Origin of the sequence: Novosphingopyxis sp. YJ-S2-01 (assembly GCF_016093175.1) — a bacterium.
Classification (GTDB): domain Bacteria; phylum Pseudomonadota; class Alphaproteobacteria; order Sphingomonadales; family Sphingomonadaceae; genus Novosphingopyxis; species Novosphingopyxis iocasae.
The window spans coordinates 2,662,616-2,678,760 of record NZ_JAEDAI010000001.1 but is presented as its reverse complement, the minus strand read 5'-3'; the positions used below and the strand labels follow the sequence as shown (position 1 = coordinate 2,678,760).

The window sequence follows — 16,145 nt, the reverse complement described above, 5'->3', positions numbered from 1 at the left end:
AGTAAGTGGCTGTCAATATTTCCGACAGTGACCATCGTGGACCGATTGGGGGCTGCCTGGCCCGGGTCGGTAAATGCCATGTGCCCATTGCCTGCGCGCCTTTTTGCGATCGGTCCCTTCCATCGCACCGTTGCAACTGCCACATCGGTCTCATGAAATGGCCAGACAGCATCCATGCCGGGGAGACCGAGCAGCTTGAACCGCTGGTGCGCCGCGTACTTGCGCCCAACCCATCGCCTTACACCTATACCGGCACCCAAACCTGGCTTGTCGGCGCGGGGGACGAGCTTGCGGTGATCGATCCCGGCCCGGCGGATGAGGAGCATATCGATGCGATCCTGCGCGCCGCGGGTGATGCTGCGATCACCGCGATCCTCATCACCCACACGCACCGCGATCACAGCCCCGGTTCACGCCCGTTGAAGGTGCGAACGGGCGCGCCGATCATGGGCTGTGCGCCCTTGGTGCTGGAAGATAACGGCCCGCGCGCGGATGCCGCGTTCGACCGGGATTATGCTCCCGACCATGTAATGCAGGATGGTGAAGTCGTGACCGGCGAGGGCTGGACGCTGGAAGCCGTCGCGACGCCCGGCCACACGTCCAACCATCTGTGCTTCGCGCTGCGCGAGACCAAGGCGCTGTTTACGGGCGATCATGTGATGAAATGGTCCACCAGCGTGGTCAGCCCGCCCGATGGCGACATGGGCGATTATATGGCGAGCCTGAAGAAGCTCTATGAGCGCGATGACCGTGTCTATTATCCCGCCCATGGCCCTGCGGCGGAAAAGCCGCAGCAACTCGTGCGCGGCATGATGGGCCATCGCAAATCGCGCGAAAAGCAGATTTTGAAGCTGACCGGCGAGGAAGCGCGGCCGATCGCCGCTTTGGTCGACATTATGTACAAGGGCCTGGATCCGCGCCTCCACGGTGCAGCGGAGCGGTCGGTCCTTGCCCATCTGGTCGATCTGGAGCGGCGCGGCATGGTGGCGCAGAAGGACGGTGAGGCATGGACGGCAAGCTGAGCAACAGCGTCTTTCGCGGCGTCGTGATCGCGTTTCTTGCGCTTAGCGCAGGCCTGCTCGCCTGGCTGGTGTGGAGCAACTATCAGGAACGTTATACGGTAACGGAGGAGGATAACGGCACCTCCATCACCCGGCTCGTCTCCGCCAAGATGAGCGGCGTGAGCCAGCTGAGGGTCGCCACGCTGAACGGCACGGTGCAGGCCAATGCGCAGGATGTGCGCGGCTTCGGCCTGCTGAAGTCCGAGCAGATCGTGAAAATGCCCTATAGCGTGGGCTATTATGTCGATCTTTCAAAGCTTTCCGAGGGTGATCTCGAATGGGTGCCCGATACGCGCACGCTGATCGTCGATGCGCCGGACGTGACGGTGGAAAAGCCCAATATCGACGAAGCTAAGCGCTCGCTGGTGCGCACCGACGGGTTGATCGTGACGCGCGAGGCGGCGGAAGCGCTCAGCAAACGCACCTCTGCCGGGGCGTCGGGCAAGGTGGCGCGCGAGGCGCAGTCACCTGAACGCATGGCGCAGGCGCGCGAGGCGGCCCGCTCTGTGGTGGCCCGGACGATGCGTCTGCCGCTCGATACGCTGGGCTATGGCGATGCACGGGTGGTGGTAACTTTCCCGCAGGAACGCCGGGACGCCGCACGCGACGCGGTGGATGTCAGCCGGCGGCCCGAGGATGTATACCGCGAGGTGAAACAGCGGTAGCGCGGCTGCGCGCCTGTGAGCTGCGCACGACATGTAAACCCCTTGATGGAACGGGCGCGGGCGCTCACATGTTCATGAAGCGAAAGGGCAATTCATGAACGCACAAACCGGACAGCGCGAAAGTTTCGCAGGCGTGGACATTCGCGCCGAAATCGACAGGCTGCGCAAGGAGCGCAATGCCGTCATCCTCGCGCATTATTATCAAAAGCCGGAAATTCAGGATCTTGCGGACTTCGTCGGAGATTCTCTTGAGCTAAGTCGCAAGGCCGCCGAGACCGAGGCCGACGTCATCGCCTTTTGCGGCGTGAAGTTCATGGCCGAAACGGCGAAAATCCTCTCGCCGGAAAAGACGGTGATTCTGCCGGATCTGAAGGCCGGGTGTAGCCTGGAAGATAGCTGCCCGCCGGAAAAATTCGCCGAATTCCGCCGCCAGCATCCTGATCATATCGCGCTCACCTACATCAACTGCTCCGCCGCGGTGAAAGCGCTCAGCGACATCATCGTCACGTCCAGCTCGGCCGAGACGATCATTCAGCAGATCCCTGAAAGCCAACCAATCATCTTCGGCCCGGACCGCCATCTGGGCGGCTATCTGAACCGCAAATTCGGCCGCGACATGCTGCTCTGGCCGGGCGTATGTATCGTGCACGAGGCGTTCAGCGAAACCGAGCTGTTGAAGCTGAAGGCCGAGCACCCAGACGCGCCGATTGCGGCGCACCCGGAATGCCCGCCCTCAATCATCGACCATGCGGACCATGTCGGATCGACCAGTTCGATCCTGCAATTCAGCAAGGATACGGACAGCGACACGGTGATCGTGGCTACCGAACCGCATATCATCCACCAGATGGAAAAGGCGGTGCCGGAGAAGACCTTCATCGGCGCGCCCGGGGCCGACGGCAACTGCAATTGCAACATTTGCCCCTATATGGCGCTCAACACGCTGGAAAAGCTGTATGTTTCGCTGCGTGACCTGCGACCGCAGATCGAGCTGGACGAGGATATGCGGTTGAAGGCGAAGAAGAGCCTGGACCGGATGCTGGAGATGGCATCGGGCACGGTGGGCAAGGGCGATCTCGGCGAAATGGGTCTGAAGCCCGCTCCGCAGTCCTGACGCTTCGTAGATAGGGGCAGACGGCATGCGCGCCTGGTTGCGTCAAACGGCGATCAAGCTGCGCGGCAGCTATTGGTTTCTACCGGCAGTGCTGACGGTGGGCGCGCTTTTGCTGTCTATCGTCACTTATTATCTCGACACCAAAATGGGCTCCACTTGGCTCGACAATGTGAGCTTTTTGCGCGCCACTAAGCCGGAAGGCGCGCGCTCGCTGCTCTCCACCATCGCCGGATCGACCATCGGCGTCGCTGGCACCGTGTTCTCGATCACCATCGCGGCGGTGGTCTATGCGTCCGGCAGCTACGGCCCACGGCTGCTCAGCAATTTCATGAACGATCGCGGCAACCAGTTCACTCTGGGCATTTTCATCGCGTCATTCGTCTATTCTCTGATGATCCTGCGCGTTGTGCGGCTGGCGAACAGCAATGGGTTCTTCTCGGCGCCGAGCGGCCAGTTTGTGCCGCAGATATCGATGCTCGTCGCGCTTGCGCTGGCGCTGCTGTCGGTGGCGGTGCTGGTCTATTTCCTCCACCATGTGCCCCACAGCATCCAGATCAACAATGTGGTTGCGGATATCGGTCGCTCTGCGATCAGCCGGATCGAAAAGCGTTATCCGGACGAGCATGACGGCGCGGACTGGACGGAGCGCGATACCCGGATCGGTGAACCGGTGCGCGCGCATCGCACCGGTTATGTCGAGGTGATCGATTACGAAACGCTGGGACAGGTCGCGCAATCGCAGGGCATTACTGTGCGCCTTGCGCTGAGAGCGGGCGATTTCGTGCATCCCGGCGTCGATCTGCTCTGGGTGGAGGGCACCATGGGTGAGGACAGCCCGGGCCTGCTCCGCGGTGCCTTTGCCGTCGGTACCAGTCGCACGCAGTCCCAGGATATCGAATTTGCGATCGACGAGCTGGTCGAGATCGGTCTGCGCGCGCTGTCGCCCGGCATCAACGATCCGTTCACCGCAATCACCTGCATGCACTGGCTCTCCGCGGTGCTGGTCGCGCTGGTCGACCGCGATCTGGACCGGGATGCGGACGGGCGGCCTTATGGCGAAGACGGTGTTTACTGCCTTGCCGACGATTTCGCCCATTTCGTGGAGCGCAGCTTCGGCGCGATGCGCGCCAGTGCCGCCGCGAACGATCTGGCATCCAAGCTCTATGTCGATGCGATGGGATCGGTGATGCTGGTGGCCGAGAAGAACGGAAGGGATGAACCGCTCCGCATGCAGGTGCGCCGGCTGCTGGATCAGGCGCGTGAGGCGTTGAGCGGTCCTGCATTATATGAACTGGAGAAGCGCGGGGCGGCGCTGCTCGGGAATGATCGTCGCCCGCCTTTCGGAAGCACGAGCGGACATGATGTTCCGTGAGCCGATCTGCCCGTGAGCCGATTTGCTTGAAAGATCCTAGGTCATGAAGCGTTCCAGCCGTTCTCCGCTGCAATGGCTTATCGCTCTGGTAGTGGGGAGCTTCTGGTTCCTGCCGATCCTGATATTGCTTGCTTCTCTGGTGGCAGCAGGCGGGCTGTTATACGCAGACGCCGCAGGTCTTTCTGCCTGGCTTGGCGCTCAGGACTGGCCGTTCTCCATAGCCGGCAAGAGCGCGCAGGAGCTCGCGAGCACGCTGGTGGGCGTCCATGCCGCGTTCCTGACGCTGTATTTCTCGATCACGCTGCTGGTGCTGACGCTTGCAGCCAGCAATCTCGGCATCCGCCTGATTGACCGCTGGATCGCGCGGCGGATGACGCGGTTCACGCTGGGGTTACTGCTGGGCGGGCTCGGCTGGGCGCTGATGACTTTGTGGTCCGTCGATCCGGATGCAAGCGGCGCCCATGTGGCGCGCGGCACGCTGACGGCGCTCTTGATTTACACGCTATTGGTGATCGGCTGGCTTGCCGCGGCGCTCCATGACCTCGCCCGCGCGATCCATGTCGATACCGCCGTAGCCGAGCTGGGCAAGGACGGAAGCGCCGATCGCGGTTTCTTCCAGGAAACCGAGCCGGGTGCGCGGCCCGATTTTGTCGGCGCACCGATTATGGCGGTACGCGAAGGCTATATCGAGGGCATCGATTTCGATCGCATAATCGAGATCGCGCAGGAGCATGGCCGCCGGCTGCGCCTGGACATCGGCGTGGGCCGCTATGTGCTGAAAGGCGAGCATCTTGGCCGGTTCGAAGATCATTGCGATCCGGAAAGCTGCATGCAGATTGCCCGGCAATTCTCCTATGGCGATTTCAGGGCCGATGCGCAGGGCGTGGTTTTCCAGTTGCGGCTGCTGGTCGAGATTGGTGCCCGCGCGCTGTCTCCTGCGATCAACGATTTCTATACCGGGATCGCCTGTTGTGACCGGCTCGGTGCAGTGCTGGCGGCGCAAGCGCGCGCCGCACGGCAGCCGGGTTGGATCGGCGGGCGGGTCTATCTGGCCGATCATAGCTTCGAGGGCCTGTTCGCGCACCCGATTGCGGCGTTCCGTCAGGCCGCTGCGGATTATCCGAGCGTCGCGGTACGGTTTATCCAGATGCTCGGGCGGGCGGCAACGATTTGCGAGCGGGACGAAGTGCCCGCCGATATTCAAAAACTGATGATCGAGTGGGCCGGCCAGATGCGCGATCATGCGCAACTGCGCGCAAGCCTGGACGCGGACCGCCGCGATATCGCAGCAGCCTATGCCGCTGCGGCCGCAGCGGTTGAAGAGAAGCGTTCGCGCGCCTAGGCCGGTGCGCATGATCGATCATTTTGATTGCGACGCCTTCGTCTCCTCGGTTCTGGAGGAGGACCTGCTCGGCAAAACCGATGTAACGTCCGAGGCCGTTATCCCAGCGGACACGCGCTTCCGCGCGGTGATGGACAGCCGTGACGATGCCGTGATCGCCGGCCTCGCGATTGCGGAGGCATTTTTCCGCCGGCTCGATCCCGATGTCGAGATCGACCGGCTGCTGGAAGACGGCGCGCATGTGCCTGCTGGCACCGATCTGATGATGCTGTCCGGCAAGGCGCGGGGCATGCTGACGGCGGAGCGCGCCGCACTCAACACCGTGCAGCATCTCACCGGCATTGCCACGATGACGCGCGCTTATGTGGACGCTATCGATGGCACCGGCTGCATCCTGCTCGATACGCGCAAGACCATTCCCGGCCTGCGTGCGCTGGAAAAATACGCCACCCGCATGGGCGGCGCGCAGAACCATCGCATGGGCCTGTGGGACGCGGCGATGATCAAAGACAATCATGTCGCCGTCGCGGGCGATGTCGCGACCGCGGTGAAGCGCGCGGCGGATGCGGGCATCGCGGACATCATCGTCGAGGTGGACCGGATCGATCAGATCGCGCCCGCGCTCGATGCCGGCGCGACGCATCTCCTGCTCGACAATATGGACGTGCCCACCTTGCGAGAGGCGGTGGACAAGGTAGGCGGGCGCGTGCCGACAGAAGCCTCGGGCGGGATCACGCTGGAAACCATCCGCGACAAGGCGGCGACGGGCGTCACCTATGTTTCGGTGGGGCGGCTTACCCAGTCGGCCCCGGCTGCGGATATCGGCCTGGATTACGCCCCCGCTTGATCGCGCGCGCTTTTGCGGGCACGTCAGGCTCCTGTTCAAGGCGTCTGAAAAGGGGAGGTGCCGATGCGCCCGGAATCCATCAAGAAATTCGATATTCTCTATCTGGCGAGCATCCTCGTCGGACTGATCGGCACCATCATGAATTTCAGCAGCATCGAAGTTCAGGCCGCGGGCACGATGCTGACGCCGACGACACTCGTGGTCATCACCGTCATCACTTACGCGCTGACATTGCTGCTCTGGTATCTGATTTCGCGGCGGGCGAGCAACATCGCCAAGTGGATCCTCGTGGTCCTGACGCTCATCGGCCTGATCGGTCTGCCGTCCGTCTTTGTAGGTGAGTTCAACCTCAACAAGTTCATCGGCCTGGCGAGCACGATCCTGAGCGTCGCCGGTGTCTACTTCCTCTTCAAGCCGGACGCACGGGCGTGGTTCGCGGGAGATACTGTGGACGATCCGGAGACGCTCGACCGGACGTTCGACTGAGCGATGTCGGGGCGCGCGATGCTCCGTCTGGCATCGCTTGCGCTGCTGACCGCCGCTGGCCCCGTTGCCGCGCAGGGCTGGCAGTGCCGCGCGCCTCGATCGCTTCCGCGCAGTGAAGCGGCCCCGCGTCCGCCCGCCGAGCCGGTGCGGCGGGTGCCGACGGGCGGCTATGTGCTCAGCCTCAGCTGGTCGCCCGAATATTGCCGGACGCGCACCAGCAGCGCACGCGACGCGCTGCAATGCTCGGCGGGGCGGATCGGCGATTTCGGCTTTGTCCTGCACGGCCTGTGGCCGCAGGGGCAGGGCCAGGCGCCGTGGCCGCAATATTGCCGGCCGGTAAAGCCAGTGCCGCCCGCCGATCTTCGCGAACAAATCTGCCGCACGCCCTCGGTTGGCCTGCTCAACCACGAATGGGCCAAGCACGGAAGCTGCATGACCGCGCGCCCGAGCGCCTATTTTCGCGCCTCTGCCGTGCTGTTCGATGCGCTGGAATTTCCCGATATGGACCGGCTTAGCCGAAAAGAGCCCACGGCTGGCACCGTTCGGGCGGCGTTTGCACAAGCCAATCCGGCCCTGCCGGAAAGCGCCGTACGGCTGAAACTGAACCGGCGCGGCTGGCTCACCGAAGTACGGCTGTGCCTTGGGCTGCGTTTTCGCCCCACGGCCTGCGCCGCACCTCCTCTACCCGGAACCACAAAGGTAAAGATCTGGCGCGGCGGCTAAGCGCCGGAACGTCAGCCCTCGATTACCACCGTTTGCGGGTGGTGTTTGTCGAGATGCTTCCGGATGATCCGCAGGTTCTTCGTGTTCGAGCGGTAAAGAAGGTCGAAGGCGTCACCTACGAAGGGAACCGCGCCGATCAGCGTATCGATACCGATATTGCCGGCCATGCGTGCCAGATGAAATTTGGACATGCCCAGATTGCGCGCTTCCCAGACGATATAGGCACCCATCGCGGCAGTGACGATGTCGCCGATTACCGGAATGAGGCCGATGATCGAATCGAGCCCAATGCGACGTTTGATGCCCGGCAGGACGAACATGCCCTCGAGCAGATGCTCCATGATCTCGATACGTTGCCTGATCGCATGCGGATCGCGCGCGGCCGAACCCATTAGCTCGCTGAAGCGGTCCATCTGTGCGCTGTTGACTTTCATTGCTTGACCATGCCTCCCGATCAATCCGGATGTCGATGATCAGGAAATGGGTCCGCCGCCCAGATATTGCAACAGATGCCACCCGCGCGAATTGGGCGCGTGCCCTTCGATTCCCGGCCGCACCAGCGAGAAGCGAAGGGGTGTGGCGATGGGAATGAACCGGTTCGCGGCCTGAATCTGCGCGGCCGCATCGCGCAGCAACAGCCGGCGCTCGGCAAGCGACGGCGCGGCAAGGGCCTGCTCCACAAGCGCATCGGCTTCCTCATCGCACAGCGGTGTGGCGGGGCAGGTGAGGCGGGCAAGATACCAGATCGGCCCGTCATAATCGGCCACCTGATCAATGAGACGCAGGTCAGCGTCTTCTTGCGGCCCCACGCGGCGGGTGGCGAGGCCGATGGCGGCAAGGTCCGCCGCGATCCGGGCGTACAGCATGCGTCCGCCCGCGCCCTTGGGCATTGCGATCCGCAGCGTCGGCGGTGCCTGATTTTCGGCGGACCATGCGGCGATGCGCCGCGCGCCTTTCGCTGCGCGATCGGGCACGCTCAGCCCGGTCCACTCCGGGGCCGGCAGGATCAGGTTACCGAAAAGGCCGTCCGGAAAAATGCTCTCCCGCGTTGTCCATTCGGGTCGCTCGAAATCGGCAAGCGCCGCGCTGCGATCGATGGCCATGGCGATGGCCGCGCGGTTGCTGCTGTCGGCCAGAAACGCGCTGTCGTTTACCACCATCAGGCCGAACAGACCGTCGGTCGGGTCGATACTGATCGCTGCGGCTTCGATCTGACCCGCCGCCGCCAAAGGCAGTTCCTGAAAGCGGCCACCTTCCACCACGTCGGCGACGCCGGAAAGATAGGCGGCAACGGCGCGGGCGGCCTCGCGCCGCCGCAGCCGGATGCGCGGCGGCACCGCCTCCTCCCCGCCGTCTTCCAGATTGAAGCTGCGGTGGAGGAGCGTCATCCCCTTGCCCTCGCGGGCAGAGATCATCGGACCGGAGCCGTCGCTGCGCCGCACGATGCCGAATTCCGGCTGGGCGAGCAATTCGAGCAGATTGGGGCGGGGGCGCTCCAGCTGGATTTCCAGCACATGCCCGGTGATCGCGTTGATATCGCCTATCAGCGCCAGGTCTGCGGAAAAGCCGCCGCGGCGTAGCTCGCCGATGCGTTGGCGCAGGATCGTCGCCACCTGCCGGGCGCTCACCTCGCCGCCGTCGATCCATTGCGCATCGCCGATGCGAAAAATGTAGCTGAGGCCGTCCTCGCTGGCGATCCAGCGTTCGGCCAGGCCGGGGTTGATGCGGCCCTCCTTGTCGAAGCTCACCAGCCCCTGCGCCGTAGCCGCGCGCAACAGGCCCGCACCGGTGCCGAGCGGAAGCCGCCCGATATTGAGGTCCTTTTCGCCCCGGTCGATCGCAGTGACGGCAATACTCTCATTGTCCACCGCGCCGCCGCAGCCTGTCAGGATCAGAACGGCGCCGATGGCTAAGGAGAGGACAGGGCGGCTCATGCCATCGCTGTAGCGCAAGCCGGGGCTCCTTGCATCAGGATGCGCGCCGGCTGCTTTCATTCTGGTGCGGACGGCGGGACTCGAACCCGCACTGCACTGGGCAAGCGGATTTTAAGTCCGCAGCGTCTACCATTCCGCCACGTCCGCATATGTCGTGGGCTTGATGCCGAATGGCTGCATAAGGCCTGCGCGGTCAAGGCCCACGAGTCGGTCAGCGCAATAGCGCAGGGTCCAGCGTGCCGGTCTCGAAGGCTTGCCAGACGAACGGGGCGAGCATTTTCATGCTGATATGATGCTTGCCATTAGGCAATGGTAGCAGCGCCGCCGCTGAACTGGACGCGGCAAGCTTTTCGGCCTCCGTGAACGGAATGGTTTCGTCGGCGGTGCCGTGAAACAGGAAAACGGGCGCATCGATCCGCTGCAATGCCGCGATGTTGTCGAAACGGTCCGGCAGGACGCCGCGCGAAACTGCCGGGGCCACGGCGGCGAGCCGCGAAAACGTGCCCAGCGTTGCCACGCCATCGACGCGATGGCGCGCCGACATCTCCAGCGCCACCGCGCCGCCGAGCGAGTGCCCAAAGACGAAGATACGCGATCCAGGTGCCAGCGCGCGCGCCCTCTCCATCCACGAATCGCCATCCGCGAAGAGGCCTCTTTCGCTCGGCGATCCGGGATTGTTGCCATAGCCGCGATATGAGGCGACCAGCACGCCATGGCCATCGGCGGCAAGCGGTTCCGCCCGCGCCGCGGCGACCAGCTGGTTGAAGCCGTTGCCGTGGAAGTAGACCACCATATCGCCGTCCGGCTTGCTGGGTGCCCAGTAATATCCGTTCAGCGTAAGGCCGTCGGCTGTTGTTGTGGAAACCGAGCGCGGCTGCGCTCCCGCGAAGGTTACCGGGGTTTCGGCAAGAGCTGACGGCTGGTAGATATATTCCCGAACGGCCTGGGCGCATCCGCCAAGGCCGATGAGGACCGCCAAGAGTAGCCAAGCGGCCGACACTGTCTGCCTGATCATATTTCCCCCCCTTTTTTGCAGCCAAATGCTGGCAAACGGACCATGTCCGGTCAAGCTATCTATCGCACGGCGCTGCGCTGCAGTAGAGCCATCTGACATGGCCATCCTAGAAATCAGCGGACTTTCCAAAACCTATTCCGGTGGCACGGTTGCACTGGATCATGTCGATCTGTCGATCGAGCGGGGCGAGATCTTCGCGCTGCTCGGCCCCAATGGCGCGGGCAAGACCACGATGATCGGTATCGTTTGCGGGCTGGTGACGCCCACATCGGGCAGCGTGACGGTGGAGGGAGAGAATTGGCGCTCGGATTACCGCAAGGTGCGGCGCAAGATTGGGCTGGTGCCGCAGGAGCTGCACACCGATGCGTTCGAAAAGGTGCTCGATACCATCAATTTCAGCCGCGCCTTGTTCGGCAAGCCCGCCGATCCGGCCTATATCGAGCAGCTGCTGCGCGACCTTTCGCTGTGGGACAAGCGCCGTGCGCAGGTGCAGGAGCTGTCCGGAGGCATGAAGCGCCGCCTGATGATCGCCAAGGCGCTGAGCCACGAGCCCGATATCCTGTTCCTGGACGAGCCGACCGCGGGCGTCGATGTCGAGCTGCGCCGGGACATGTGGCGCATGGTGGGCGGCCTTCGCGAGCGCGGCGTCACCATCATCCTCACCACCCATTATATCGAGGAGGCAGAGGAAATGGCCGACCGCGTCGGCGTCATCACCGGCGGCAAGCTGATCCTGGTGGAGGAGAAAAACGCGCTGATGCAGAAGCTCGGCCGCAAGCGGCTGACGCTGAACCTCGATACGCCGCTGGACGCGGTGCCGCCCGAGCTGGCCGAATGGGACCCGCAGCTGGCGGCCGAAGGTCATGAGCTGGTCTATGAATTCGATGCTAAGGCGGAGCATACCGGTGTACCCTCGCTGCTGCGCCGCGTCAGCGATCTCGGCATCGGCTTCTCGGATCTCAATACGCGCCAAAGCTCGCTGGAGGATATTTTCGTGGAGCTGGTCCACCGGAAGGAGGACGCGGCATGAGCGACAACAATCTCCGCGGCGTCTGGGCGATCTACAAGTTCGAACTGGCCCGTTTCCGCCGTACCTTCTGGACATCGCTGGTGCTGCCGGTGCTCACCACAGCGCTCTATTTCATCGTGTTCGGCTCCGCGATCGGCGGGCGCATGGGCGATGTGGGCGGCACCAGCTACGGCGCGTTCATCGTGCCCGGCCTGATCATGCTGTCGATGTTTACCGAGAGCATCAGCAATTCCAGCTTCGGCATCTACATGCCCAAATGGACCGGCACGATCTACGAACTGCTGTCCTCGCCGCTCAGCGCGTTCGAGACGGTGCTGGCCTATGTGGGCGCCGCGGCCACCAAATCCGTCATCATCGGCCTAATCATCCTGGCCACCAGCACGGCGTTCGTGGAGCCCCGGATCGACCATCCGATCCTGATGCTCGGCATGATGATCCTGATCGCCATCGCCTTCTGCCTGTTCGGCTTCATCATCGGCATCTGGGCGAAGAATTTCGAGCAATTGCAGGTGATCCCGCTGCTCGTCGTCTATCCGCTCACCTTTCTCGGCGGCGCGTTTTACAGCATCAACATGCTGCCGCCCTTCTGGCAGACGCTGACGCTGTTCAATCCGGTGGTCTACCTCATCAGCGGCTTCCGCTGGACCTTTTTCGGATCGGGCGATGTGTCCATCGGCATAAGTCTGGGCGCGTTAGCGCTGTTCCTGATCCTGTGCCTCGCCGTCATCTACTGGATGTTCCGCACCGGATATCGCCTGAAAAGCTGAGCCGGCCCGCGTCCGTTTCGGCAATTGCGTGATGGCGCACCCGCCCGTAGCATCCGTTTCGAACGGAGGGTGCGGGATGAGAACGGGCTGGATCGGTACGCTTTGCCTGGCGCTGGTTGCGAGCGGGGCGGGGCAGGGGGTTTTGGCGCAGGACTATCGTCCGAGCTTCCAGCCCGGGGCGATGACGGATCACCCTGCGGGCCAACCTAACGAGGTGCTGGTGCTCGGCACGCCGCATCTCTCCAACCTGCCCGACAGTTTCCAGCCGAACATGGCCGAGCCGCTGGTCGAGAGGCTTGCTGCCTGGAAGCCCACGGCCATTGCGGTCGAGCAGCTTTCCGGCCTCTTGTGTCACAGCATGCGGGCGCAGTCCCCGCGCTTCGATCCGGCGGATATCGAAACCTATTGCTACGATCCCAGCGAGGCCGGACGAGCCACGGGCCTGGATGTACCCTCGGCCAATGCGCAGGCGGCGCGGATGCTGGCCGATTGGCCCGCCGACCCCGCGCCCGCGATGCACCGTAAACTCGCGGCAGTCTTCCTCGCGGCGGGTGAGCCGGGGTCCGCGCTCGTCCAGTGGCTGCGCCTGCCCGAGGGCGAACGCCATGCCGGGGACGATCTCAACGACGACCTGGTCGCGCAGCTCGAAAAGCGGATTGGGCGGAAAAACGAGACCGATCTGGTAGCCGCCCGCGTCGCTGCCCTAGCGGGCCTCGAACGCTTATGGAGCGTCGACGATCAGGCGACGGACATGGGCCCGCTCGACGATGAAGAGGCCTATGGAAAGGCCATCATGGCGGCGTGGGACAATCCCGCCACCAAGGCGCGGCAGGAAGAGAGCGACGCGCTGAACGCCCGCCTCGGGGAGCCGGGGGCGCTGCTGGCGCTGTACCGCGCTTCCAACGATCCATCCTATGCCGCGCAGGCCTATCGTTCGGATTGGGGCCCCGCACTCGCCGAGCCGTCGCCGCAGGGCTATGGGCGGCGCTATGTCGCCTATTGGGAAACGCGCAACCTGCGCATGGTCGCGAACATGCGCGAGGTGCTTGGGCGCCGACCGGGCACGCGGATGCTGGCCATCGTGGGCGCGTCCCACAAAGGCTATTATGAGGCCTATCTTGGCTTGATGCGCGATGTGAAGCTCGTCGATGTCATGCCGCTGCTGCGATAGCGGTCGCGGAGACCGGGCCGGGCTCACGCAAAGCCGCAAAGACGCGAAGGCCTTAAGCGGCGGCGCTGCGCCTGCTCCGAAACTCGTCACCCCGGGCGCCGACCTAGGGTCCAGCTATGACGCGATTGCACGGCCCTATCGTACGAGCGCCGCCTGATGCGAGTAAAGCTGGACCCCGGATCAAGTCCGGGGTGACGTAAATGGAGAACGACGGGAGTTCCTCGAGCAGGTATGTTCCGGGCACTCGGCCCGCTTTGCCCTCAGTCGTCGTTTAGTTTCTCGCGGATTTCCTTGCCCGGCTTGAAATAGGGCACGCGTTTGGCTGGCACGTCGACCGTCTCTCCCGTGCGCGGATTGCGTCCCTTTCGCGGGTCGCGCTGGCGGGTGGAAAAGGCGCCGAAACCGCGCAGTTCCACGCGGCCGCCGTCTGCCAATCGCTGAACGATCTGATTGAAAAACAGATCTACGATCTTCTCTATCTCCTGAGCCTTGAGCTCGGGATTTTCATCTTCCAGTTTCTTGATCAGTTCCGATCTGATCATTCGCGGTTACTCCACGCGCTTAGGGATACCAAAAATTCCGTCGCCCCCTAACATGGATTAGCGCCGGTGCAACCGTTTCCCCTCCGCTACGATCATACAGGTTGGAGTGACGCTCGTCTAAACAATACGCAGTTGCCCCGTCGTAAACGCGAAACGGCCCGCCTCTCGATGGAGAGGCGGGCCGCTTATGTTCGATCCTGTCAGGGATCAGTCTTCTTTTTTCTTCAGCGCTTCGCCGAGGATGTCGCCGAGCGATGCGCCCGAGTCGGTCGAGCCGTACTGCTCGACAGCCTGCTTCTCTTCTGAGAGCTGCAGCGCCTTGATCGAGAAGTTCGGCTTCTTCGAGCGATCGAAGCCGGTGACCATCGCGTCGAACTTCTGGCCGACCTGGAAGCGCTCCGGACGCTGTTCGTCGCGGTCACGGCCAAGGTCGCTGCGCTTGATGAAGCCGGTAGCGCCATCGTCGCCCGCCTGAACCTCCAGGCCGCCGTCGCGCACTTCGAGCACGGTGACGGTGGTGGTGGAGCCGCGGCGCAGATCGTCGCCGGCGCCGGCCTGCGGCGCACCGCGCTCAAGCTGCTTGATGCCGAGCGAAATACGCTCCTTCTCCGGATCGACGTCGAGCACGACGGCCTGAACCATCTCGCCCTTGCGGTGCAGGTGCAGCGCGTCCTCGCCCGAAATGCCCCACGCGATGTCGGACATGTGAACCATGCCGTCCACATCGCCGTCGAGGCCGACGAACAGGCCGAATTCGGTGGCGTTCTTGACTTCGCCCTCGACCGTGGAGCCCACCGGATACTTCTCGGCGAAATCGTCCCACGGATTGCCCTGCGCCTGCTTGAGGCCGAGCGAGATGCGACGCTTTTCGGTATCCACCTCGAGTACGACCACTTCGACTTCCTGGCTGGTCGAGACGATCTTGCCGGGATGCACGTTCTTCTTGGTCCAGCTCATCTCGGACACGTGGACGAGGCCTTCGATGCCCGGCTCCAGCTCCACGAACGCACCATATTCGGTGATGTTGGTGACGGTGCCGTTCAGCTTGATGCCTTCCGGATACTTCGCCTGCGCGCCGTCCCACGGATCGGCTTCCAGCTGCTTCATGCCCAGGCTGATGCGCTGCGTCTCGCGGTTGATGCGGATCACCTGCACCTTCACCGTGTCGCCGATGTTCAGGATTTCGGTGGGGTGGTTGACGCGCTTGTAGCTCATGTCGGTGACGTGGAGCAGGCCGTCGATGCCGCCCAGATCGACGAACGCACCGTAATCGGTGATGTTCTTGACCACGCCCTCGATCACCTGACCTTCGGTGAGCGACTGGATGAGGCCCGAACGCTGCTCGGCGCGGGTTTCTTCCAGAATGGCGCGGCGCGAGACGACGATATTGCCGCGGCGACGGTCCATCTTGAGGATCTGGAAGGGCTGCGGAATGTCCATCAGCGGGGTGACGTCGCGCACGGGGCGCACATCGACCTGGCTGCCGGGAAGGAAGGCCACGGCGCCGCCGAGATCGACGGTGAAGCCGCCCTTCACGCGGCCGAAGATGGTGCCTTCGACGCGGGCGCTCTGGTCATATTCGGCTTCCAGCTTGTCCCAAGCGGCTTCGCGGCGGGCGCGATCGCGGCTGAGCTGGGCTTCGCCATGCGCGTTTTCGACGCGGTCGACATAAACCTCGACTTCGTCGCCAACGGAAATTTCCGCTTTCTGGCCGGGGCTGGCGAATTCGCGTAAGGGGACGCGACCTTCGGACTTCAGGCCTACGTCGATCACGGCGAGGTCATTCTCGATGCCGGTGACGGTGCCCTTCACGACGCGGCCTTCGAAGCCCTGATCGGAAGGAAGTGTTTCTTCGAGCATCGCTGCGAAATCGTCGCGGCTCGGATTTGCCATAGTGGCCATAGAGTTACGGTCCTTGTTCACATTTTGCTGGCCAGCCGGTTGAATCCGGCGGTCTTTGGCCAAACTGCCACCCGCGCCGAGTGCGGCAGGCGGCATCCTTCGGGCAAAATTCCGGGCGGGGCGAAAGCCTGGGACGGCGCGGATCGCTGCGCCTTTTCCAAAGCCAAAAAGGCG

At 63.4% G+C, this 16,145-nt stretch carries 16 protein-coding genes and 1 tRNA gene; 11 read left to right on the top strand and 6 right to left on the bottom strand.

Annotated elements, in window-relative coordinates; genetic code table 11:
• Positions 1 to 152 precede the first annotated feature (152 nt).
• The 8 genes from I6A82_RS13135 (at position 153) to I6A82_RS13100 (ending at position 7,610) form a co-directional block, all read left to right on the top strand.
• Positions 153 to 1,022, top strand: a complete 870-nt coding sequence (locus I6A82_RS13135; protein ID WP_198095236.1) for an MBL fold metallo-hydrolase — start codon at positions 153 to 155, stop codon at positions 1,020 to 1,022.
• Positions 1,007 to 1,726: a DUF4230 domain-containing protein gene (locus I6A82_RS13130; RefSeq protein ID WP_198095235.1), complete on the top strand. Its 720-nt coding sequence runs from the start codon at positions 1,007 to 1,009 to the stop codon at positions 1,724 to 1,726. Before I6A82_RS13135 ends, I6A82_RS13130 begins: the two co-directional genes overlap by 16 nt.
• Before the next feature lie 94 nt (positions 1,727 to 1,820).
• Positions 1,821 to 2,840, top strand: a complete 1,020-nt coding sequence (gene nadA, locus I6A82_RS13125) for a quinolinate synthase NadA (RefSeq protein ID WP_187336796.1) — start codon at positions 1,821 to 1,823, stop codon at positions 2,838 to 2,840.
• A 25-nt stretch (positions 2,841 to 2,865) separates the two neighbouring features.
• Positions 2,866 to 4,212: a DUF2254 domain-containing protein gene (locus I6A82_RS13120; RefSeq protein ID WP_198095234.1), complete on the top strand. Its 1,347-nt coding sequence runs from the start codon at positions 2,866 to 2,868 to the stop codon at positions 4,210 to 4,212.
• 43 nt (positions 4,213 to 4,255) lie between these two features.
• Positions 4,256 to 5,554: a DUF2254 family protein gene (locus tag I6A82_RS13115; RefSeq protein ID WP_198095233.1), complete on the top strand. Its 1,299-nt coding sequence runs from the start codon at positions 4,256 to 4,258 to the stop codon at positions 5,552 to 5,554.
• A gap of 10 nt (positions 5,555 to 5,564) precedes the next feature.
• Positions 5,565 to 6,401: a carboxylating nicotinate-nucleotide diphosphorylase gene (gene nadC, locus I6A82_RS13110; protein ID WP_198095232.1), complete on the top strand. Its 837-nt coding sequence runs from the start codon at positions 5,565 to 5,567 to the stop codon at positions 6,399 to 6,401.
• A gap of 63 nt (positions 6,402 to 6,464) precedes the next feature.
• Positions 6,465 to 6,887, top strand: coding sequence for a hypothetical protein (locus I6A82_RS13105; protein ID WP_198095231.1), 423 nt, complete (start codon positions 6,465 to 6,467; stop codon positions 6,885 to 6,887).
• Positions 6,888 to 6,905: 18 nt separating this feature from the next.
• Positions 6,906 to 7,610, top strand: a complete 705-nt coding sequence (locus I6A82_RS13100; protein ID WP_198095230.1) for a ribonuclease T2 family protein — start codon at positions 6,906 to 6,908, stop codon at positions 7,608 to 7,610.
• Between the two features lie 11 nt (positions 7,611 to 7,621).
• On the opposite strand, the gene I6A82_RS13095 is transcribed toward I6A82_RS13100, so the two are convergent.
• The 4 genes from I6A82_RS13095 to I6A82_RS13080 all read right to left on the bottom strand — a co-directional run bounded on the left by I6A82_RS13095 (position 7,622) and on the right by I6A82_RS13080 (position 10,559).
• Positions 7,622 to 8,044, bottom strand: a complete 423-nt coding sequence (locus I6A82_RS13095; RefSeq protein ID WP_187336790.1) for a DUF4112 domain-containing protein — start codon at positions 8,042 to 8,044, stop codon at positions 7,622 to 7,624.
• A gap of 39 nt (positions 8,045 to 8,083) precedes the next feature.
• A complete protein-coding gene (locus tag I6A82_RS13090; RefSeq protein WP_198095229.1) occupies positions 8,084 to 9,562 on the bottom strand; it encodes an ABC transporter substrate-binding protein in 1,479 nt (492 codons plus the stop codon).
• A gap of 44 nt (positions 9,563 to 9,606) precedes the next feature.
• Positions 9,607 to 9,691: transfer RNA gene (locus I6A82_RS13085), tRNA-Leu, on the bottom strand.
• A 64-nt stretch (positions 9,692 to 9,755) separates the two neighbouring features.
• The gene (locus I6A82_RS13080) at positions 9,756 to 10,559 is read right to left on the bottom strand and encodes an alpha/beta hydrolase (RefSeq protein ID WP_198095228.1); all 804 of its coding nucleotides are present in this window, start codon (positions 10,557 to 10,559) and stop codon (positions 9,756 to 9,758) included.
• A gap of 97 nt (positions 10,560 to 10,656) precedes the next feature.
• Between I6A82_RS13080 and I6A82_RS13075 the strand changes: the two genes are divergently transcribed.
• The 3 genes from I6A82_RS13075 (at position 10,657) to I6A82_RS13065 (ending at position 13,527) form a co-directional block, all read left to right on the top strand.
• Positions 10,657 to 11,589 carry an ABC transporter ATP-binding protein gene (locus I6A82_RS13075; protein WP_198095227.1) on the top strand — a complete coding sequence of 311 codons (933 nt, stop codon included), beginning with the start codon at positions 10,657 to 10,659 and terminating at the stop codon, positions 11,587 to 11,589.
• Positions 11,586 to 12,356 carry an ABC transporter permease gene (locus I6A82_RS13070; protein ID WP_198095226.1) on the top strand — a complete coding sequence of 257 codons (771 nt, stop codon included), beginning with the start codon at positions 11,586 to 11,588 and terminating at the stop codon, positions 12,354 to 12,356. Before I6A82_RS13075 ends, I6A82_RS13070 begins: the two co-directional genes overlap by 4 nt.
• A gap of 76 nt (positions 12,357 to 12,432) precedes the next feature.
• Positions 12,433 to 13,527 (top strand): DUF5694 domain-containing protein, encoded by a 1,095-nt coding sequence (locus tag I6A82_RS13065; protein ID WP_198095225.1) that lies wholly within the window; start codon positions 12,433 to 12,435, stop codon positions 13,525 to 13,527.
• Positions 13,528 to 13,787: 260 nt separating this feature from the next.
• Here I6A82_RS13065 and I6A82_RS13060 read toward each other — a convergent pair whose 3' ends face one another.
• On the bottom strand, positions 13,788 to 14,069 hold the full coding sequence (locus tag I6A82_RS13060) for an integration host factor subunit beta (RefSeq protein WP_187336784.1): 282 nt from the start codon (positions 14,067 to 14,069) through the stop codon (positions 13,788 to 13,790).
• A 207-nt stretch (positions 14,070 to 14,276) separates the two neighbouring features.
• A complete protein-coding gene (rpsA, locus tag I6A82_RS13055; RefSeq protein ID WP_187336783.1) occupies positions 14,277 to 16,067 on the bottom strand; it encodes a 30S ribosomal protein S1 in 1,791 nt (596 codons plus the stop codon).
• Positions 16,068 to 16,145 lie beyond the last annotated feature (78 nt).

What these genes read in the sequence shown, in the direction of transcription:
- nadA (WP_187336796.1), top strand. Translation starts at nt 1,821, where the DNA reads ATGAACGCACAAACCGGACAGCGCGAAAGTTTCGCAGGCGTGGACATT.
- nadC (WP_198095232.1), top strand. Translation starts at nt 5,565, where the DNA reads ATGATCGATCATTTTGATTGCGACGCCTTCGTCTCCTCGGTTCTGGAG.
- rpsA (WP_187336783.1), bottom strand. Translation starts at nt 16,067, where the DNA reads ATGCCGCCTGCCGCACTCGGCGCGGGTGGCAGTTTGGCCAAAGACCGC.
- I6A82_RS13070 (WP_198095226.1), top strand. Translation starts at nt 11,586, where the DNA reads ATGAGCGACAACAATCTCCGCGGCGTCTGGGCGATCTACAAGTTCGAA.
- I6A82_RS13130 (WP_198095235.1), top strand. Translation starts at nt 1,007, where the DNA reads ATGGACGGCAAGCTGAGCAACAGCGTCTTTCGCGGCGTCGTGATCGCG.
- I6A82_RS13115 (WP_198095233.1), top strand. Translation starts at nt 4,256, where the DNA reads ATGAAGCGTTCCAGCCGTTCTCCGCTGCAATGGCTTATCGCTCTGGTA.
- I6A82_RS13060 (WP_187336784.1), bottom strand. Translation starts at nt 14,069, where the DNA reads ATGATCAGATCGGAACTGATCAAGAAACTGGAAGATGAAAATCCCGAG.
- I6A82_RS13120 (WP_198095234.1), top strand. Translation starts at nt 2,866, where the DNA reads ATGCGCGCCTGGTTGCGTCAAACGGCGATCAAGCTGCGCGGCAGCTAT.
- I6A82_RS13095 (WP_187336790.1), bottom strand. Translation starts at nt 8,044, where the DNA reads ATGAAAGTCAACAGCGCACAGATGGACCGCTTCAGCGAGCTAATGGGT.
- I6A82_RS13100 (WP_198095230.1), top strand. Translation starts at nt 6,906, where the DNA reads ATGCTCCGTCTGGCATCGCTTGCGCTGCTGACCGCCGCTGGCCCCGTT.
- I6A82_RS13135 (WP_198095236.1), top strand. Translation starts at nt 153, where the DNA reads ATGAAATGGCCAGACAGCATCCATGCCGGGGAGACCGAGCAGCTTGAA.
- I6A82_RS13065 (WP_198095225.1), top strand. Translation starts at nt 12,433, where the DNA reads ATGAGAACGGGCTGGATCGGTACGCTTTGCCTGGCGCTGGTTGCGAGC.
- I6A82_RS13080 (WP_198095228.1), bottom strand. Translation starts at nt 10,559, where the DNA reads ATGATCAGGCAGACAGTGTCGGCCGCTTGGCTACTCTTGGCGGTCCTC.
- I6A82_RS13075 (WP_198095227.1), top strand. Translation starts at nt 10,657, where the DNA reads ATGGCCATCCTAGAAATCAGCGGACTTTCCAAAACCTATTCCGGTGGC.
- I6A82_RS13105 (WP_198095231.1), top strand. Translation starts at nt 6,465, where the DNA reads ATGCGCCCGGAATCCATCAAGAAATTCGATATTCTCTATCTGGCGAGC.